17 protein-coding genes and 1 pseudogene are annotated in these 20,212 nt (G+C 60.7%); 12 read left to right on the top strand and 6 right to left on the bottom strand.

The window, feature by feature from the left end; all coding sequences use genetic code 11:
- The first annotated feature begins 118 nt into the window (after positions 1–118).
- From M1E01_RS10790 to M1E01_RS10825, 8 genes are all read left to right on the top strand, one after another.
- Entirely contained in the window at positions 119–625 is a 507-nt protein-coding gene (locus M1E01_RS10790) for a hypothetical protein (protein WP_457971609.1), read from the top strand.
- A 611-nt stretch (positions 626–1,236) separates the two neighbouring features.
- Positions 1,237–1,380 carry a hypothetical protein gene (locus M1E01_RS10795; protein ID WP_457971610.1) on the top strand — a complete coding sequence of 48 codons (144 nt, stop codon included), beginning with the start codon at positions 1,237–1,239 and terminating at the stop codon, positions 1,378–1,380.
- A 305-nt stretch (positions 1,381–1,685) separates the two neighbouring features.
- Positions 1,686–2,621 carry an ABC transporter ATP-binding protein gene (locus M1E01_RS10800; protein ID WP_457971611.1) on the top strand — a complete coding sequence of 312 codons (936 nt, stop codon included), beginning with the start codon at positions 1,686–1,688 and terminating at the stop codon, positions 2,619–2,621.
- 6 nt (positions 2,622–2,627) lie between these two features.
- The gene (locus tag M1E01_RS10805; protein ID WP_457971612.1) at positions 2,628–3,881 is read left to right on the top strand and encodes an ABC transporter permease; all 1,254 of its coding nucleotides are present in this window, start codon (positions 2,628–2,630) and stop codon (positions 3,879–3,881) included.
- Between the two features lie 583 nt (positions 3,882–4,464).
- Positions 4,465–6,330, top strand: coding sequence for an alpha-amylase family glycosyl hydrolase (locus M1E01_RS10810; RefSeq protein ID WP_457971613.1), 1,866 nt, complete (start codon positions 4,465–4,467; stop codon positions 6,328–6,330).
- 325 nt (positions 6,331–6,655) lie between these two features.
- Positions 6,656–6,958 (top strand): S8 family serine peptidase, encoded by a 303-nt coding sequence (locus M1E01_RS10815; protein ID WP_457974935.1) that lies wholly within the window; start codon positions 6,656–6,658, stop codon positions 6,956–6,958.
- Between the two features lie 645 nt (positions 6,959–7,603).
- A complete protein-coding gene (locus tag M1E01_RS10820) occupies positions 7,604–9,226 on the top strand; it encodes an esterase/lipase family protein (protein WP_457971614.1) in 1,623 nt (540 codons plus the stop codon).
- Between the two features lie 477 nt (positions 9,227–9,703).
- Positions 9,704–10,798: a hypothetical protein gene (locus tag M1E01_RS10825; RefSeq protein ID WP_457971615.1), complete on the top strand. Its 1,095-nt coding sequence runs from the start codon at positions 9,704–9,706 to the stop codon at positions 10,796–10,798.
- A 317-nt stretch (positions 10,799–11,115) separates the two neighbouring features.
- Here M1E01_RS10825 and M1E01_RS10830 read toward each other — a convergent pair whose 3' ends face one another.
- The 3 genes and pseudogenes from M1E01_RS10830 to M1E01_RS10840 form a co-directional block, all read right to left on the bottom strand.
- Entirely contained in the window at positions 11,116–11,610 is a 495-nt protein-coding gene (locus M1E01_RS10830; RefSeq protein ID WP_457971616.1) for a hypothetical protein, read from the bottom strand.
- Positions 11,611–12,067: 457 nt separating this feature from the next.
- Positions 12,068–12,533: pseudogene (locus M1E01_RS10835) on the bottom strand (IS1634 family transposase); the annotation flags it as partial.
- A 376-nt stretch (positions 12,534–12,909) separates the two neighbouring features.
- Complete coding sequence (locus M1E01_RS10840) at positions 12,910–14,115, bottom strand: DUF6236 family protein (protein ID WP_457971617.1); 1,206 nt, start codon at positions 14,113–14,115, stop codon at positions 12,910–12,912.
- A gap of 902 nt (positions 14,116–15,017) precedes the next feature.
- Between M1E01_RS10840 and M1E01_RS10845 the strand changes: the two genes are divergently transcribed.
- The 4 genes from M1E01_RS10845 (at position 15,018) to M1E01_RS10860 (ending at position 18,127) form a co-directional block, all read left to right on the top strand.
- Complete coding sequence (locus tag M1E01_RS10845) at positions 15,018–16,238, top strand: hypothetical protein (RefSeq protein ID WP_457971618.1); 1,221 nt, start codon at positions 15,018–15,020, stop codon at positions 16,236–16,238.
- 24 nt (positions 16,239–16,262) lie between these two features.
- Entirely contained in the window at positions 16,263–17,390 is a 1,128-nt protein-coding gene (locus M1E01_RS10850) for a hypothetical protein (RefSeq protein WP_457971619.1), read from the top strand.
- A gap of 99 nt (positions 17,391–17,489) precedes the next feature.
- Positions 17,490–17,651, top strand: coding sequence for a hypothetical protein (locus M1E01_RS10855; RefSeq protein ID WP_457971620.1), 162 nt, complete (start codon positions 17,490–17,492; stop codon positions 17,649–17,651).
- A gap of 152 nt (positions 17,652–17,803) precedes the next feature.
- Positions 17,804–18,127 (top strand): DUF7255 family protein, encoded by a 324-nt coding sequence (locus M1E01_RS10860; RefSeq protein WP_457974936.1) that lies wholly within the window; start codon positions 17,804–17,806, stop codon positions 18,125–18,127.
- Here M1E01_RS10860 and M1E01_RS10865 read toward each other — a convergent pair.
- From M1E01_RS10865 to M1E01_RS10875, 3 genes are all read right to left on the bottom strand, one after another.
- A complete protein-coding gene (locus M1E01_RS10865) occupies positions 18,124–18,855 on the bottom strand; it encodes a PspA/IM30 family protein (RefSeq protein WP_457971621.1) in 732 nt (243 codons plus the stop codon). The genes M1E01_RS10860 and M1E01_RS10865 overlap by 4 nt on opposite strands.
- 254 nt (positions 18,856–19,109) lie before the next feature.
- On the bottom strand, positions 19,110–19,739 hold the full coding sequence (locus M1E01_RS10870) for a cytochrome P450 (protein ID WP_457971622.1): 630 nt from the start codon (positions 19,737–19,739) through the stop codon (positions 19,110–19,112).
- 8 nt (positions 19,740–19,747) lie between these two features.
- The gene (locus M1E01_RS10875; protein ID WP_457971623.1) at positions 19,748–20,176 is read right to left on the bottom strand and encodes a hypothetical protein; all 429 of its coding nucleotides are present in this window, start codon (positions 20,174–20,176) and stop codon (positions 19,748–19,750) included.
- Positions 20,177–20,212: the final 36 nt, after the last annotated feature.

Here is a 20,212-nt window from a genome sequence, read left to right on the forward strand (position 1 = left end):
CGCCTAACCCCCGCCGCGCGGACCATGGAAGTGCCGGTTTAGAGCATCCGGTCCGTCAAAGCGGGGGACTGTGCAACAAACGGCCGACAAACACAAACCACACCAGGAGAAGCTCCCAATGTTCATGAACACCTTCCGGCAAAAGACGGGCCGGCCCGCCATCGTCCTGATCGCCACGATGCTTGCTGCCTTCGCCTTCGTTTTCATCGGCAGCACGGTGACGGCGGCGCCTGCCCACGCCCTGTGTAGCGGCTCCAGCCCGGCGAACGGAACCTGGAAGAACATCGACCCAAACACCAACTCAGTCACCAAAGTGGTGCTCGACTGGGGCTGCGCAGACCAAGCATTGTGCGACACCAGCGGCCACTGTGTCTATCCCGCGGGCTCCATCCGGGTGTTTGGAAAGTGCCACCCCACCGACTGCGACTGGGGATCGCGACGGACCTACGCCGAAAACGGCGGATGGGAAAGCGCCACCTACAAGTACAGCTGGGCAACCAAGAGCGTCTGGGTCAAGCCCTACCAGTATTACGGCAAAACTTACCTGCGGGTCTGGGTCCACACAGACTTCACGCCAGCGGATGGCCGGCAGGACTACACCACCGACGTGTGGATGCTGAAGTAATCCAGGAAACAAAGAGATACCGAGTGTGGCTGCTGGAGCCCGGCGGCCACACTCGCCGTTGACCCCGTCGCCTCCCCGACAGGGTGCGCCGATGGGGCTGTGCACCGTCCACGCCTCAGCAGCTGGATGTGCGGTGCCGCCCTGCGGGCCGGGGAGCATCAATCTCTACCTGACGCCGCCAGATCTCTCCGACGTCAAGTCCTGTCCAATCCACCCCGTCGGTCACGTGCGCCGCATCCCAGCCAGTCGTCGACGATCTCGGCTGACCACATGAACACGCCAAGGACCCTGCATTTCGGAGAAGACCCACGGCCTTCCCGGACCGGGTGCAGCGCCCGTACTTGCCGAAGTCCCGGGGGTGCGGTTCCAGGCAAAATCTGCAGACTGCAGATGCCCGACTTTGTTGCAATCGCAGGTTACAGCGGTAGGCACCCTTTAAGGAGACCTTATCGCGGTACTCCAGCAACAGACACTGACCCAACGTTGTAGCTTGTCCACTTCATCGTCGGCCCGGTCAAAGAAAGCATCCAGTTCCTGGGAAGGTGCGCCAGGGAGAAACTCATCCGGTCGCTGGGCGTTGGCCGCGCGGTATTCCAGTCGAATCAGGCCGCGTGCGCGCTGAAATCCTGTTCACAGACCCGGTCGCCGCCGTAGTCAGGGGACGCAAGGTGCAGAAGGCCCTTGGCCGCCTGGCAGCACCTCACCGTGAACCGGGCGGCGTGCTTCCCGGTGCGGGGTCTCCAAAGTCATGGTGACCCTGAACGTGAACATAGTCCACTGGTCCATGGATTCGCGGGCGTGAGCAGTTGAGTTCAGAGGCGACGTGCGCGGCGCTGGCGTCAGGTTTCGGCCTGTCGTCCTCGGTCAGGACGCAGTCGCTGCCATAGACTCCGGGCCCGCTGCCGGCTTACGCCCGGTGATCCTGGTTATGGGCCGGGAGGACCGCGTTCCCCAACCCCAACGTGCAAACCACTTCGGTGCGTGCCAGCACGGAAGCGTTGCCCGAAGATGCAGGAATACGCTCGATCTCGGAAGATTATCCGGCAAATAAGGAACGATCATGGGCGAGGCACTGGTACATGTAAACGGCTTCAGCATGGCCTTCGGAGGCACCACAATCATCCGTGACTTGTCCTTCGACGTGCAGGCCGGTGAGACTTTCGGGTTCCTGGGCAGCAACGGATCCGGAAAGACGACCACGATCCGTGCCCTACTGGGAATCTATCAGCCGTCGGCCGGTGTCCTGCACATCAACGGTAAATCCTTCAGGCCGGAGGACGGCGGTCGGCTCGGGTATTTGCCGGAGGAGCGCGGCCTGTACAAGAAGGAAAACGTCATCGAGGTCATGACCTACTTTGGCAGGCTCAAAGGGCTGGGGCGTCACGCTGCGAGGCGCTGGTCATTGACCTATCTCGAGCGGGTGGCTTTGGCCGACAAGGCCACAGTGCAACTGGACAAGCTCTCCGGCGGGCAGCAGCAGAAGGTCCAGCTCGGTGTGACCATCATGAACGAACCCGAGCTGCTGATCCTGGACGAACCGACCAAGGGCTTTGACCCGGTCAACCGTAAGCTGCTGATGGATATCATCGCGGAGCAGAAAGCTAACGGCGCGACTGTTGTCATGGTCACCCACCAAATGGAGGAAGTCGAACGCCTCTGTGACCGGGTGATCCTGTTGAAGAACGGAACCGCGGAAGCTTACGGCACCGTAGACGAGGTCCAGAACCAGTTCGGTGGCCGTGTCGTCCGCCTCAGACACGCCGGCCAGATCCCGGAATCGCCGCGGTACACAGTCACGGTCAGCGAGACGAACTACTCCGAGCTGTCCATCGCTGATGGCGCCGACGAAGCGGACATCCTGAAGGAACTCGTCTCCGGTGGCGTCGCGGTCCGTTCCTTCACTACGACCAAGGTCTCCCTGGAGGACATCTTTATCCGCGTCTACGGCGAGCAGAACAAGCCAAGCAACCGCGACTACGCGATGGCGGAGGTGTAACCGGACATGGCACGGCACAACCTTGGCGCGGTGGCCGGATTCGAGTTCACACGCGTCGTCACCAAGAAGTGGTTCTGGGCCGGTACCCTGGCAGTCCCCCTGATCATGGCCGTCGTGTTTAGCCTGATGAGTGTCAGCAGCACCACGACCGCCACCGCCTCCGAGACGCAACAAAGCGGAGGCTTCTCCATCGCCTACACCGACCAGTCGGGTCTCATCACCGCCAGGCAGGCGGCGGAGTTCGGAGCGACCAAGGCGTCCTCTCGGGAGGACGGCGTCCAGGCCGTGCAGTCCGGGTCCGTGGACGCGTTCTTCGATTTTCCCGCCGACCCTGCCCAGTCAACCGTCAACGTTTACGGCGCCGATCGGGGCATCTTCGAGAACGACAAGTATTCCGCGACCGCCCAGGCGATGCTCTCGCAGGCAGCCACCGCCAAGATTGGCTCCGCCGAGCTTGTCGCCCTGACAGGTAACGCAGTGAGAATCGACGTCAAGACCTACCGAGGGACGGTGGAAGCCAGCGGAATCAACGCTGTAATCCCGCCCCTGCTGTTCCTGATCATCTTTTACATGATGATCTTCCTGCTCGCCGGGCAGATGCTCAACTCCGCCTTGGAAGAGAAGGAAAACCGCGTCAGCGAGATGATCTTGACCACTTTGAAGCCGGCCGTACTGATCAGCGGCAAAGTCCTGGCGCTCTTTGCAATCGGGCTCCTTCAAATGGGCATCTTCACCTCCCCAATCATCGTTGGGTCCCTGTTCTTCCGGGAGCAGATCAATATCCCTGCTTTCGACTTCGCAGCCCTGATCTTTGAGCCGGTCCCGGTGATCACAGGGTTCCTCATCCTAATCGGCGGGTTCGCGCTGTTCACCACTACCCTCGTCGCGGCCGGAGCCGTTATGCCCACTGCCAAAGAGGCAGGAAACTTGATGTCCGTGATAATCGTGTTGGCCTTCGTGCCCTTGTACGCCGCATCGATGATCATCTCGGACCCGCAGGACATGGCGGTGCAGATCTTCACGTACTTCCCGTTCTCCGCCCCGGTCACTGCCTTGCTGCGCAACGGTCTAGGGTCCCTCAGCACTGGCGAGGCCGCCATCGTCATCGCGATCCTCTACGTCAGCGCGGCACTCATGTTCCGTCTGTCCGTAAGGCTCTTCCAGCATGGCTCCATCTCCTACACCTCCAGAGTCAACATCAGGGCGGCACTCGACTGGCCAGCAAAAGGTGCTACCACTCCTGGCAAAAAGCCGGCTTAAACCCTGCGGCCAGGTGCGCCTGTGATGACGTGCGAGCGGACGTCCCGTGCAGGGCCGGTGACCGTGTTGCGGGCCCGCGTCCTAGCCTGCTTGTCGACACGACTCCCAGCACCTACCACACCGCCAAAGGCTGGACACCAGCCCTGACGCCTCCTCAACCTCACCATTCCCCCAGCCGCTCTAGCCGCCAGCCGGCAAGGACCAGCGAGTCAACCGCTCCGGCCCACTGCATCAGCCCCATCAAGCTGCCCACGGTTGAATACTGTCAGCGGTCCCAAGCCACACATGCAGATTCGCCGGAGGCTGGTATTCGACGCCGACAACCACGGCACTCAAGATTGTGCGGCGCGAAGAGCCGCGCCGGGAGCATCTTCCCCGTCACTGCCCAAGTCCTCATACTGGGCTCATCGTGCAGTCGGATGCCCACATCAAGGATGACCGCTTGGTACAGATGTGACCTTTAGGGGCTACCGTCGCGCGAGTTTTGCGATTCGTATGGGCCGGGCAGGTGGGCCCTCCCTGAGGAGAACGTGAACACGCCCTCCTCCAAACCCCGCATTACAGTAAGTGAAAGAAGGACATTGTGCTTTCCATCGAGGCCATACCGTGGGCCAACCTCCTGAGCCAAAACAACTTCCACCCGTCTCCCCACGACTGGTCCGACCAGGTCATTTACTTCCTCCTCATCGACAGGTTCTCGGATGGAAAGGAAGACGGATACAAGGACGCATCCGAACAGGTCGTCCAAGGCCAGACCCCTCTGTTCTCCGCCGTCGACGTCAACAATGCCGTCGCGACCCCTGCCGACATCGGAATCTGGGAGACCGCCGGTACCCAGTGGCTCGGCGGAACCCTGAGAGGGATAGCCACCAAAATCGGCTACCTCAAGCGACTCGGTGTGACCGCACTGTGGATCAGTCCCGCGCTGCGGCAGCGGCAAGGTCTGGATGACTACCACGGTTACGGCACGCAGAACTTCCTAGAGGTCGACCCGCACTTCGGAACAGCCCAAGACTTCAAAGACCTGGTGGCCGCCGCGCATGAGGCCGGGCTGTACGTCATCCTCGATGTCATCCTCAACCACTCCGCAGACGTCTTCCAGTATGCAACGCCCGAGCCGGAACCGGCATGGAACGGCACAACGTTCCCAGTTGCCGGGTGGAGAGACTCCAACGGAACCCCCAGCCTTCCCTTCCCCTCGCCCGTTGATCCGACTGAGCCGGCCAGCGCCGTCTGGCCAAGTCAGCTCCAGGCTCCCGGCACCTTTACCTGCAAAGGAAAAATCATCCGCTGGGACGACAGGCCGGAGACGACCGAGGGTGATTTCGAAGGCCTGAAGGACATTCAGCAGGGAGCCGGTCCCGTCCACGACTACCACCCCTCCCCTGCCTTTCAAGTCCTCACCGAGGCGTACCAGTACTGGATCGCTTTTGCGGACGTGGATGGGTTCCGGGTCGACACCGTGAAGCACATGGACGCCGGGGCCACACGCTACTTCGCATCCGCCATCCACGAGTTCACCCAGACCATCGGCAAAGAATCCTTCTTCCTTGTCGGCGAGATCACCGGTCCCCGCGGAGATGCCATCAGGACCCGTGACGAAACTGGCCTTGATGCGGCCCTGGGCCTTGCCGACGTACAGGGAAGAATGGTGGACGCCGTCAAGGGCTGGGGCAACCCTGCCGACTACTTCGAGCTTTTCCGCAACTCCTATGAAGTCGGCAAGGAATCACACACCTGGTTCCGCAAGCACGTCGTCACCTCCTTCGACGACCACGACCTGGTCCGCATGGGCAGGAGCTACAAAGCCCGCTTCGCGTCTGACCCTGAGGGCCGTGCACTGGAGCTCGCGGTTCTGGCCATGAACGCAACGACGCTCGGTATCCCCTGCATCTACTACGGCAGCGAGCAGCTCTTCAACGGCAAGTTCCCAACTGAGGTAAACCTGGACCCGGGTAACGACCACAAGGCCGACCGCTACATCCGCGAAGCCATGTTCGGCAGCGGCTTCGGCTCATTCCGCAGCAAGGACCGCCACTTCTTTGACGAGTCGACCGACACCTACAACCAACTTGCCAAGGTTCTGGAGCTTCGCAGGAACGACCATGCGCTCCGCCGTGGCCGCCAGTACTTCAGGCCCATTTCCGAGGACGGGTCCAACTTCTGGTATCCGAACCGCATTGGCGAGGGACGCATGACTTCCGTCGTGGCCTGGAGCCGGATCATGTCCAGCCGCGAGGTCGTGTGTGCCTTCAACACCGATCTTGTGCAGAAAAGGACCGTGTGGGTGACCATCGACGCAGGGCTGCATTCTGCCGGAGACAAGTTCCGGTACGCATACTCGACAGACCAAAACCAACAAGGATCAGAGACAGCGATCGAGGCACGAAACGGCAGGGCCATCAGCATCAGTGTCCCGGCAGCCGGCTTCGTCATCATGGCACCTTAGTACCCACACGAAGCAGCAGCGGCAGCCAGCACTTCCAACGTCTTATCCGCCTACTGAACGGGGATACCGTGACCACACCGGCAAAACCAACGATCAAGGGCAATAGATGTGCCCGCAAGAACGCTCCGAGATCACGAACGATATTAAAGGGCAACCCAAATCTGATTCGCCGCTACGAGCTGGACCGCAATGACTGCCCAGAAGGCCGGTCGGGCCAGCATCCAGCTGGCTTCATCGTCGCGTCCTGGCCCATAGGTCATCGGCCATGGAGACGACTGTACGCCCTCTCGACGGCTGACTACAGGTAATTGGATCGCACCGCTCACTGCAGCTTGTCAGCCCTGGGATGCCCAGCTCACAACGGCCTAATGATGTCGTGATCAGTGTCCAGAGGGTCGGGAGCGGCAACGGTGGCACCAAGACCCTCACCGGAACCAGTATGGCGACCCCGCACGTGGCTGGCGTAACGGCGCTCTCGGCCGAACAACTTCTTGCACAGGGTCCGCTGAGTCCGCTACTCCTACAGGCCAAACTTATCGGTTCCGCGACGTTCGTGCCCCTGAGTGCCGGTACGGACCCGTTGGACGCCGGTGCCGGTTTGGTCCAAGCACCCACGAACACCCACTAAATTCCATCCTGAACTCGGCCGCCGACCTCATCCTGGCCGCGAATTGGACTCGTCATCATCTAGCAGATGATGGTGAGGCTCCACGTCCAGAACCACGCAGATTGAAGAGGTAACTGGTCGATTCGATGGCAACTTCGAACTCGAAGTCTATTGATGTTGGCGCCCTTTGAAGCAGCGCCTGACAGCGGCAAGAGGACTTGCGAGATATCGTCCACCTCATGAGCCCCGATTCCGCAATCCCGGCTCCTAAATCCGGTGACCTGCTACTCTGACACATTGCCTAGCTGGGTACGCGACTTATTGACTCTCCGTCGTCCCCTGACGTCATACGCTGATGGAGCAGCGCAGTGCTTCCCTACCTCAAGTCGAACTCTTCAGCCTGGATGTCGTGGCGTTCACTCTTGCGGTCGTTCGCATGTCAGCGATGGTCGAAAAGTGAGCCGTTTTGCGGGCTTGGCGTCTAGTGGTCCTTGCAACACCTGAACTTTTAGGAGTTGCAATTGGGCGAGATGAAAAGACCAAGTAAGGCCCATCGCAGTAACGTGCCAGTAACGGGCATAGTGCTGCAATCGCGGAACGTGCAAGCGTCCTGGTACCGGCGCTCCCGGCATGAAGCTGCTTGCTTATTCACGAAAGGTCAGGACCATGAGCTATCAACCGGGCGACCTCCGGCTCCCCATCATCTATGTCCGGGGTTTTGCCGGGGGCGACATAGAGGGCGCCGTAGAAGACCCTTTCTACGGCTTCAGCACCGGTTCGGTACATGTTCGAGCCAATCGTAGGGGCGATCCCAAGTTCCATCAGTTCGAGTCACCGATGCTGCGGCTGATGTCCGACATGGACTACGAAGTTCGGGTGCACGGGAACCAGAAACGTTATCTGGATCAGGCCAGGGAAGGGGAAATTCCCGCAGCCACGATCTGGATCCACCGCTTCTACGATGTCTCAGCTTCAAGTATCCAGGACGAACCTGAGAAGTTTTCTCTGGAACAGGCAGCCATGAATCTTTTCAGCCTGATCAAGCTGGTCCGGCTCAAGACCGGCGCGCCGAAGGTTTTCCTCGTAGCGCACTCCATGGGCGGGCTCATCTGCCGTTGCCTGCTTCAGCGCGTCATCCCCGAAGCGGAGGTCGACCAACGGGCTGAACATAACTTACGGGCTGGGGAGAAATACGTGGCAAGCCTTTTCACCTATGCCACACCACACGGCGGAATCCGGTTCGCGATAGGCGGCGGATTCCTCGAGCGGCTCCGCGACTTCACAGGGCTCTTCGGCGCGGATGTCTTCGGCCCGGACCGGATGTACGAGTACCTCACCCCGGAGTTCTTGAGGGATCAGGAGCCACGCCGCGGCTTCACAGGCACCGTTATACCCCAGGACGGGTTCTCCTTATCAAAAATCTTCTGCCTTGCCGGCTCCAATCCGGGGGACTATAAGCAGCTTTTCGGGCTTTCCTCCCGGGCGGTAGGGGTCAAGAGCGACGGTCTGGTCCAGCTTGAGAACGCGGTGATCAAGGATGCCCACTGCGCAATTGTCCACCGCAGCCACGGGGGCAGGTATGGCATCGTCAATTCAGAAGAGGGTTACCAGAACCTAAACCGATTCCTGTTCGGGGACCTTCAGGTCACCTTGGATCTGGTCAACGCCGATGTCGGCCGTCAGGACGATTCGGATCTGGAGTTCCAGCTGGACCTGGGGTTGACCATCCGTGGCCTGCCTGTGCTGGTGCACGAGCAAACCGCAGCCCACCACTGCCCGATCCTCGTGGAGCGGTTAGAAGAGGGCGAGGATCCAGTCGATCACCCCAGGCCCCTGCTCACCACTTTCCTGTCCTCGAAGGCTCCCCGGCCCTTGGATGAGGAAGGTAACAAGGTTTCTACTCTCCGTCATGTCTTGAACCTTCGGCTCATGTCGATCCGGGAAAAAGAACACAAGAAAAACGACCCGTATGATGGGGAGTCCACCATCGACATGCGTGACCACCTGGAGCAGACGGCTGACTGGGAAGACGCACTCGTGGTCGACATCCTGCCAGGAGACGGGGCTTCCGCGCTGCCGAGGGCCTGGGCCGCTTGGACAAGCACCCTCGCAAGGCCTGTCCGCCTCTGGAAACCAATGGAGGAAGGTGAAACGGCACTGGAGGACAAAGCGCCGGATGTCAAAGGGTCGTGGGTCGGTGAAATCGCCGTTCCCTCCATTGCGCACCGGCTGCTAGGTGATAAAGCCTTGATTCGTATCACGGTCATTCCCCGAACCAGGGACTTCTGAACTGAACCTCCTGCCACAGCATGCGCAGGTGCGTGCCGACGCAGAGCGTCTGGCCAGTTTTAGGTTCCTGCCGCGGAGCTGTATGAGCCCGCCAGCGTCCCTGCTTGGCGAGTTCTGCCTTGAACAGTTCAGCCATTAAGGGATCCAAGGCCGATCGCCACGACAATCCTGCGGTCTTGGCTGCAGGGCATTGAGGCGTATGGGGTGAGCTGAGCTGACGAAATTCTGGCCCGGCGGCAAGCACGACGCCTATGGCGGCACAAAAGGGTTACTCGATTGCGAGGCCGGACCGTAACGCTCGAGTAACGCGCTTCCGTTTATGTTGGGGCGTCAGTTAGGCCGGAGTGCAACCCAGGGAGGGCAGTGTCGAGGTTGTTTGAGTCCAGCGATCCTGCAGGCGATCCGCGAACGACAGGGACAACTCCTAAGTAAGGTCAGGCACCATGGCACTGTGTGCTGAGCTAAGCGATGAAGGTCATGTCAGAATCAAACAGCAGAGCCAAACCTAGAAAGAGCAAACCTTGGCGGGAAGATATCCTCACCAAGGTTACAGACCTGAGTGCCCTCACCAAATGGTTTGCTGCGCAAGACTCCCGGGCAACAGCCCCAGGGACAACCTACCTTAATGCCGCTCTGGACGACGGAATTCTGGAGCATCTGCAGAAGGCTCGGGAGGCAGCAGAAGGAACTGCCAAGATTTCCCGCTGGTACAGTGATGCGCCGGCGATGGAACGGGCAGTCAGCCGCACCGACGCGGCCGAAGAACTGATTCTGCGTAGGGCGCCGTGGTCTTATGTTAAGGGCCGGTTGCCTGAAATCCACTCCGACGTCATGAAGTACTTGGACGCCAACGATCCCCGACGGCTGCGCCTCGAGCAAGAGTTGAACCCACACCCGTGCGACCCTCAAACCGCTGATGACGGTAGTTCTCGTGACAGCCTCGTGGACGCAACTGCTGCCGCGCACTCGCGCGCTCGGCAGGAGTACGCTCGGGTGCGCAGCTTTCATCGCGTCCTCCTCGTGACCGCCGTCATACTGATGATAATGGCTGCTTCATTGGCAGTCCTGGGAGGAATATTCCCGCGGGAGTTTTCTCCTTGCTTCAATCCTCAGGGCACCGCTCAGGAGCCGTCCAAGATAGTGTGTGCCGTTCATGAAACCCAGTTTCCTCCCAGCGCCGGCGTACCCGACGGAACAGACATAGACGAGGCAATACACGCGACGGCCCGTTTTTACGACGTCGGTCTCGTGGAGCTACTGGGACTAGTTGCAGCAGCGGTTTCGGGGGCCAGTTCCCTACGCAACATACGAGGCACGTCGACCCCATTTGCCCTGCCCGTGGCATTAGCACTGGTCAAACTCCCCGCTGGCGCCCTCACGGCATACTTGGGGCTCGTCCTCATGCGGGGCGGATTCGTACCAGGCCTTTCCGCCCTTGATACCGCCCCGCAGATTCTTGCTTGGGCAGTAATCTTCGGCGCCTCCCAACAACTGTTCACCGGAGTAGTGGACCGGCAGGCTAAAAGCGTCTTGGACAAAGTCGGTGGCAAACCGCATAGCGCTAAGGCGTAGATGACGCACCGGATCTCGTGTCTTAGTCCTCTGGTAGATCTGGCAAATAGGTGTGCCTGTGGAACTCATGCAGTGCTGCGCCAAGGTCAAGAGCCAGCCGGATCAGGACTTCGGTCATCGGCCCCCGTCGCACGAAAGCGATGAAACCAACTGATGGTCTCAGGCCCGTTTCATGTAGCGGCGCAGGTTCCGCTGCTGGCCGACCTATTAGCCAACAGACAAATCAGCAGGTACTTACGACATTGAAACACCCAAAGCCCGGCGGGGAAGCCAGGCCTTGGGTATGCGGCGAGCCGGCGTCGCCGGCTGCGGGATCGTCAGTTAGACATCGACGTGGAAGGGCTGTAGCGCCACCCCGTGTACGGAGACCACACTCCGCCGCTTCCTTCCTGCCACCGGATCTTGTGGTAGACCTCCTCGTTGCCGATTTCGCCATCGACCAGTGTCCGAACGTTGGAAATCGTCACGTAACCGCTCGCGTTGTTCAGATGGCGGCTGAAGTACGAGGTGCCGAGGTGGTCATCACCGTTGGGCCAGTCGTCATCCTCCCAGCGTTCCTGGGTGATGTTGATATAGCGGTCGCCGTAGCATCGGACCTGGATCCGGTAGTCCACCAGCTTGACGCCCGACGAGTTGTGCCCGGCGAAGATTGGCTTCAGCGGGGTGACAGAGCAGGCGTAACTGGTGGTAGATGCTTGGGCCGGGGCCGCCAAGGCAACAGGCACAGCCGCGAATCCCAGCCCGATCGCCGACAGCAGGGCGAGCTTGCGGCGGACAGGGTGGGACATTTTGTTGTCTGATGTTTTGAACAAGGGAGTGCTCCTGAGGGATGATGCGGTTGGATGGGTGCGGTTTTGAAGTGCGCTGCCCCGGAGGGCTCCGAGGCCGTTCCCGGATCGTTTTTTGCTTTCCTTGATCCGGTAACCCAATACTGAAACCGGGCACCCCTCGCCCACATCCGTGTTAGCACTGTTCCTGCAGCGGAGGCCGATCGGCGTTGGTCTGAGCTTCGGGGCGTCCCAGGATCGAGCCGGGTAACTGGAACGGAGTCATGTTGCGGGTCACTGGTCCCGGCAGTCATTTCGCTCTACCCCTCGGCAGTAGTCAGCAGCGCTGTTGCCGTGTAGTAGCCATCGAGGATTCACTCCTTTACCGGCCCTTCGTATTAGGCACGGTTGGCCTGTTTGGTCCGGTATGGGCGGTACCCGCCGGCGGCGAGTAGGCATCTGAGTCTTGGGAAGTTGCGGAAGCCGCGGGCAATTCTGCGGGTGGTTTCGATGACGCCTTGCGCAGGACTCTGCCTGTATCAAGCAGCGATGTCGGTTCGACGCCCCGGGCGATCACCAGGTCGCGGAACACCTCGTCACCGAGGCCGCCGAACCCCAGTGCGGTGAACGCTGGCCAGCGCATCGAACAGGATCCGCGAGTCCGTGCCGACCACCCGTCCCGGACTGTCGCGACCGGCTCGCGTGACCGCGCCGGCTGTCTCGAAGAGGCCCGTATCGGCGGGCACAATTCGGCCTTTCACCGGCGGTGTCGGCTCAACACCGAGGTCCAGGACGCCCTGGGCCGGGTTGTCCAGCGGCTCACGGGCGCGCCGGAGCAGCATGCCGAGTTCTGCCTCCGTATGCGCCGAGCCGACGTGCTCCACAATCTGCTGGCGGCCGCGTACATACTCGGCGATGTGTACTGCCGTCGCTCCCGAGGCCGTCCGCACCCTCCTGATGAACGCCACACCGGAGACACTAGAACAAAACCCATTAGTGCGTGAAAAAGCACGATTCTGCCGCCATCACCGCAGGTCAGGGCGCTACGCTTCGCGAGACCACGACCCGTGAGCCAAGTCAGGCCAGACGCGCTTGTCCCACACTGCGATGGCTGCCTCAGCCCGCCCTAACCATGCTCATCTGCGAAGAGCCCATAATGCAGTGCCTGTGTACGCGGGAACGGGCCACATCACCGCCTATAGTCGGTGTGCGTGCACCGCTCTTGGAGTCGGGTGTCAACCCTGGGCAGTGGTCGACGGCCAGATATAGTTTTCGCATAGTCGCCATAACCAGAATCAGATCCTCGCAGGCGGAGACCCGGGGGATCTCGAACGGTAAGAGGCTTCACTTCTCCCGCAATAGGTAGCAGACGCTGTTCGTAGAGCCGCCGGCCGCCTGTGCCATGTTCTTGCCGAAAGGCAGGGCAGTTGCGGCCAGGCCTAAAGCCGCTCCAAAAAATGCGAATGGGGTTACCGGCGCTGCAGCAAGAGAAAGCATCATGGACGCAGCAGCAGTCGCGACTCCGACGGTATCCAACCTCCACGAATTGGCTTTGATCCAACTATCCCGCGCTTTACCAACCTCTAGGAGCGAACGGCGTAGTGCGGCCAATGCCGAATCGGTCTCCCGGAAAAACTCCCCCGATAGTGGCGCTGATTCCATCTCCCACGCTAGATCGGCCAGCAAAGAACGGGATGCATCTAAAGTGTCTGCATGCTTATTGCGGTAGTCTAGGACTTCTTCCAACGGGAGTTCCGGAGAAACCACGGGAATCGACAAGTCAGTTGCAGTAAGTGCCACCAGAGATAGTATGTTTGTTTTTTGCTGCCGTCTGCCTACTCCATCGTCCAAAGTGTTTAGGACAGTGGAAGGCGCGCGCCGTATCTTGTGGGCCAACATTTCCTGATGAAACGCATCCATGGTGAACGGAGTCGCCCTTTCCTCAACTAAGCCTGCGAACAGGCAATGGTTGAGCATTATCGACTCACCTAGTGCGAAGGGGACCTGCACATAGCGGTATTCTCTCTCAAAGGGAAAGGAACCGACCTCGGCTGCACCTGGATTTGATGACGCCTGCGGCACATTTGTACCGGCGACTGAAACAATTTTTTCGAGGTAGCGTTCTTGGTATTCGCTGCTTCCCCGCTGCATCAGACGCTGCATGGCCTGATCCAACGTCATGTAGTCGGGATCATTCCGGATCGCCTTCGGGATCTTTTCCAACGCCAAGGTCCACGGATATTCACTCCGATTCTGGCACGTGCGAATGAAATCCGGATCGTTCATGTCAGCTTCAATAGCACATTCTAGTTCGCTCTCGTACTTAAACAGCACATCAGCCGGAGCGATCCTTTTCAAAAGCTTTGCTTCTTCCAGGAGGTGCAACGCTTCGGATGAATCGCCCACGCCAACCCTGTCACCACTCGCCTGATAAGGGTCAAGTATTGCTAGCGTGTCGAAAAAAGCTGCGACAGCTGTCAGTAGAGGCTGTTGCTTTTGGCCCAAAGTGGCGTAGGGGTAGTAAAACAAATTCAAGGAGGAGGACCACATAGTTGTATGCCTGCTCATGAGATTTTAAAAAGGGCTCGAATAGTTTTAGAGCACAACGGTCACCCGCGGCCTAATCACGGCTAGCCAAGGTCCAGGCAGTCACCCGCATAGGCAAGCCAACCCGTGTGAAGTTTCATCAACAGGTCCAAAGGTACATTCCTTCTCAATGAAAAGATAGAAGACAGGGAAGACGCGTTGACTCGTCAAAGATGCCCGCGTAGCGGTACGTGGACGTGGAACTCGTCCTCGGCCAGCGAACCACCGACCCACAGAGCTCTTGCATCACGGCACCGCAAGCGGCGCTCGTTTTCCACATCGACCGATCGTCTGCTCTGAAGAAGCCTCACTCATCCTGAGGAAACGCTCAAGGGCCGTGAATAATACATGGAGAATATCGGATCAGCTTCACCGACAACGTCCAAAACCATCTACTGCATGATCGTCGATAAGACGATTAGCCCCCCAGGCCCTGGATGTTCTCCAATCGTCCCTTCAGCGTGCCCCGACCGACCATACGGACGCCGCGGAGTGCCGACGATCGAAGTAATCATCGCGCCGAGGATGAAGCACGACTTGATTAAGGTGCTGGAACAGAACTTCAACAGATCTGCGCGAACAATGTATCCCGATATCTCTGGTTTGTAGGGTCATTACCGGCGCCGTGATGGCAGGTTTCGGACGTCGTTCGGCCAGAACCTATTGGGACAATTGTGAGGGGTCAACGCATGCCCTAACGGGGCTCCAATTCAGTGAGCGCACCACAGAAGACATTCAGCGCCTGGAAGCTTTCCACGTCGTCGTCTGCTCCGAAGTGGACCAGCGCCGGCAGTCAACGTTCATTGTCAAGGTCCCCAACTTCGAAGCCAGCATCGACACCTACGCAGCAGCACAGGGCTACACCCATGAACCAGCAGGAGCTTCCCTTGGTAGCAGTTACACCAGAACGCCGGGCCGCCGCCGAAGGCATCCATGCCGAGTTGATGCCCTCGGCCAACCCCATCGATGACTTGGCCATGCACAACCGCCGCGACCCGTACTGGGACCGGCTCTGGGTTCCCGGCTCCCAGGCCAACTGGATCACTGGCCCGATGGCCAGGCACCACAAGAAGGAAGGCATCAGCCCGGTCAACGCCAAGCTTCTCCTGGACGAGGACGAGGCACTGCGCATCGCCACAGCCAACCGGGGACGCTCGGACCGACTCGCGGCCTGGGGTGTCCTGGACTCGTGGCGGACCATTTCCTCCGAGCAACTTGCGGCCCTGACCGGCTGCCAGTATTTCCTGGACCCGAACTACTCGTCGATGGCCGCGTCCTTCTCCCTGGACCTGGTCGACGTCGGCACCTACGCGAACAAGCTCCGGCCAAACTCGGGCATGAACAGCAGCGTCGTGTTCCGGACCGCGAACTCCGACGCGTTCAACAAAGTCATCGGGCCCACCCTCACCGGACCGGAATGGCTCAGCGTCACCGCCGGCCAGCCGTGGTCCACCGGCGGCCACTACGACCGGCACAACGTGCTCTCCACCGAGCTGGGCCTGCGCGCCGCGGAGTACCTGGACATCTGGACAGTCCTGGGCGAAAAGCTGTCTTCCATCGACCTGCTCGCCGGCTCCGGGCTCGAGAAGAAGCTGAACCGCACGGACGGCCGCCACGCCGACGGCACCATCGTCCGGCACGACGGAATGCGCATCGTCTTCGAACTGACGGCCACCGCCTCGACCTCCTTCGAGAACAAGGTCCGCCGCTGGGCCCAGGTCATTTCGGAACGGCCACTGGAAACCTCAGGCCTGACCGTGGTGTTCATCGTCGCCCCGCACCCGGACCGCTCCAGCAACACCGGCACCGACCCGCGACACGAGATCTACCGGATCCTCTCCCAGGTCCTTCGCGAATTTCCCGGCCGCGGCCAGGACTCCCCCGCCGCCCGTATCGGCATCGCCCACTGGGAGGAATGGTTCCCGGACCGGCACCTGATGAGCGAAGGATTTTTCAACCTCGAAGCAGACTTCGCCATCAACGACGCCATCGGCCCGGATCGGTGGGCCCGGCACCGAATGCTGACCGATTATGCCTCCACCCCGTGGCACACCTTCGATGCGACAGTAGTCTTGGAGAACTCCTAGCTGCTCGCAGCTACACCGCACTGGATGCGCAAGGGCGACCACACCGCGACGATCGGTTCACCCACGGACGCCCAAGTCGAGGTTCCGCACCCGGCGCCGGCCAAGCCGCACCTGACCAAAGGCCGGCCGCTCGCAGCTGCCATCGGCAATGGCGCGACGCCAAACTTCCGAAACGCCTTCGCATTGAGTGGTGAGTCGCTGGCAGAGCTAAGTCCTGTGGCAGTGCATACTGCACGCATGACGAGTCGGCCGGTCAGTACTGATCAGGGAAGCACCGATGATGGGGCCCTTGAGGTTGAGCAGGAAAAACGACGAAGTCCGCTGCGGGTAGATGTGGCGTGGCTCGGTGCGGCAGGGGTCGCACTGTACGCTTTCCTGCGTTTCCCATTCGCCACTTTTTACGAACATCTGGGAACCACCCCTGAAGAGGTCGGCCTGGGATACGCTCAGCTCCTCGCCCAGTCTTCGGTGCTTGTTGCCCTCGTCGCCGCGGCCGCCAGCATCGTTACGTTCTACGTGTTCTTTGGCGGCTTCCCCACCGCAATTTTCACCATCGGCGCCAGCTACCGTAGCTGGAACGGCGGTGGGCGCGAGGTTCTTGCGCAGATGACGGACGCTGACTTCGACAATTATCTGGCTGCCTCTCGGACCGCCAATGAGTCGCGTATATTCGGGCGCAATCTAATGGCGAATGCGTTGAGGCGCCAGTCGCGGCTTCGTGAGCTGGACCGCAAGGGAGTCCTGGATAAGAAGGAGACCAAGGAGAGCCAGCGGCTCTACTCGGGCATCGCCACGATCATCAGCCGCCCTCTCCTCGGCTTCATCTACGAGGCAAATGAAAAGCGGCACCGGCTTCTCGCACTGTTCCTGCTCTGGTCCCTTGCCATCCTGGGGATCGGGTTGCCGCTTCTCGCGGCCCAGCAGGGACGCACGGTTAGGGACTGCGGAACCGCCGACCGCATCCCTGGCATGAGCTACAGCGGCACCAAAGTTGAACTGCTCGACAGCACAAAACTCGCCCCTCAGTTCCCCGAGAGGAACCTCCTGCTGCTCGGTGGAGACTCGAACAGGTACGTTCTGTTTGACTGCACGGACGACACCACCCTGCGGCTGCCGACATCCATCTATGTAGTCATCCACCAAGGCCAATAGCGCAAGCTCAGCCGGCGCACCGCCGCATGCCCCAACAGATTATGCACCCACGCGCCCAGATGACCCCCGTGACCCTGTTGCCTACGCATGTTTCAGGGCATGAGCGAAAAGAGATTTAAAGACCGCGTCCTGGACAGCAGCGCCAAAGACAAGAAGGACATTGACGACTGGATGGCCTCGGCCAGGGGCGGCAAAGTCCTCGGCGCCATCCTCGTCCTCCTCGGGCTGTGGGCCGTCGTCCGGATGATTTGGAACTTCTGATGAACGGCATCTACGGGCGGGCAGCAACTGGTCTGCAGGATTCCTCCTGGGCCGTGAACGACGGGCGTCGCCAAGGCCGGCGCCAGAGGTGAGCAGAAGACTGAGGCCTTGCTGAACGGCTTCGGAAAGAAGGCCGCCGTCCTGCACTGGTCATCTTCCGGGAACTCGGGGGCGTACCGGCCCAACCGGCCGTGGCGCCTAAGTGGTGGGACATCCAGGCCGACGACCTCCTGATCGAGTTTGATGAGGACCTCCACTTCAACCGATACAGGAACCTTTCACTCGCCACCCTGGGCCCCAGATTTTCCTTGGTCAGAGGCTTACCTCCGCTTCGCTGTTGCATGGAAGGCATGTGTTTGAAGGCCGCAGGGTATGGCGGGAAATGGGCCAGCCCTTCCTCGGACAGGATGTTCGGCGGCTCTGACGCCCCCGGACTATCGCCCGAGGCCTGCTCTTTGTTCAGGACGACCGCCTAGTACCCGATCGCCTTCTGGTTGCCACCGGCTTTCAGGGCGGCGAGACGGGCCTCCACCTCCGTCTGTTCACCGAGGTTCTCGAGCGACGCGAACTGAGCCCCCAGGCTGCCGGCGGCGAGCTCCTGCTGGCCCCGGGCCGTGGCCTCCTGGCGGCGGACGCGTTCCTCGAACCGGCCGATGGCGCTGGTCGGGTCCTGAACGTCCAGTCCCTTGAGCGCTTCCTGGACCTGGGACTGGGCTGCAGCGGTCCGGGATCGGGCAACCAGTTGGTTGCGTTTGGCGGTGAGCTCCCGCAACTTGGACTTCATCGAGTCCAGCCCGCCCTTCAGCCTCTCCACCACCTCGTTCTGCGCGGCGAGGCCAGGGGCTGCGTCGCTCGCCAGCTTCTCGGCGGCCAACTGGCGCTGGATAGCCACCTTGGCGAGGTTGTCGAACTTCTGGGCGTCCGTGGCGTTGCCGACGGACCGGAAGCCATCTGCCTTGGTGGAGGCGGCCAAGGCCTTGCGTCCCCATTCGTTCGCGTAAGCGATATTTTGTGAGTGGTCCTGTTCGAGCATGCGAAGGTTGCCGATGGTTTGGGCGACCGCTGCTTCGGCTTCGGAGATGTTGGCCGAATAGTCTCGCACCATCTGGTCCAGCATCTTCTGCGGATCCTCGGCGCGGTCCAGGAGGTCGTTGAGGTTGGCCTTCGCCAGCTGTGCGACGCGGCCGAAAATACTCTGTTTCATGCGTTCTTTCTCTAGGGGCGGATATTCGGTGCCCATGCGTGCGGCATGCTGGGGGATCAGACCCGGTGATGCCCAGCGGATGTCCGCACACATGGAGGCTCGACAGCACCCTGCCCCGTACGAAGGAGGGTCCCTTGGCTGCAGCCAAGACTGGACCGTTGTTGTTGAGGCCGACTTCTACGACCAGTAGGAAGGCCTGAGAGTTGGAGTGCAGATGGAGGCGATCCCGGATGAGTCTGTCAACCAGCTGCTGGTCACCCAGATTGTCGGTGCCGACATCCGTCTGGATGAGCCAGTCGCTGTCTTCGCCTAGCAGCTAGGGGCGACCTGACCGCCCAGTAGGAGCTGTGGGACGCCGAGCGGAAGCTCCAGTACCGGATGGCCAGGGCGACGAGGGCTGTCGGCCGTGTCAAGACAACCGCCGCCTGCACTCCGGGGATCTTCTTGGGATCCTCAACCAGCTGCCGCCACTGCCCGGGGCGGGTGAGGAGTTCGCGCAGGGCGTTGGAGATCAGGGTGGTGGTGGTTTCGTGGCCTGCGAAGAGCAGGCTGTAAAGCACGGAGGCGATCTCATGGTCGGAAATCTCGGCGCCATCCTGCTGGGCTTTGACGAGGTCTCCGGTGAGGTTGTCCCCGCCTTCCTCGTGCGCCGCCTTGACCAGGCGCAGGCATTCCTGCCAGTACTCCACCAGGTTGTGCGCGTGCGGGATCTGCTCCTCATCGCTCAGGTCGCCCCAGGTCATGGCCGCCCGGGAATCGCTCCAGCGCTTGAAGGTATCCACCTGCGAGACGTCCGCACCGATCAGGGTAAGGATGGTGTTGGTAGGGACGTCGTAGGCGAGGTCTTTCACCAGGTCACCGCGACGTTCCGGCCGGGAGAGCATCTGTTCGATCAGGGTGACGACGTCTGCCGAATGAAGGGTTCCAGCGCTTTGTATCGTCGGGGTGTGAACGCTTTCTGAACCACCGCGCGGATCCGGGTGTGTTCCGGCGGGCGCCGGGCCGAAAGGCCTGAATAGGCGGTAAACCCGCCGTCTTCCATGATCTTTTTCGCAGCCGGGCTCCGTTCCCGGACCGGCGCCTGGGCGTTTTCGCTCGAAAACGTCTCCCAGTCCTCGAAAACAGCCTTGACATCATCAAAGCGGGAGACAACGTACAGGCCAACGCGCTCATCGAACATGACCGGCTGTTCCGCCCGTAGTTCGGCATAAGCCGGGAAGGGATCCTCCATCTGGAACGGCTCGTAGCCGTGGTGCCCGGCCGGGGCTTCGGCGCCGTAGCCGAAGGGACAGCGGCCGGCCGTTTCTGTCGACGATGACATCTGGACTCCTTGTGGTCTTGGTTCCGCCGGCAGCGT

Source organism: Arthrobacter sp. D1-17, from assembly GCF_054130535.1.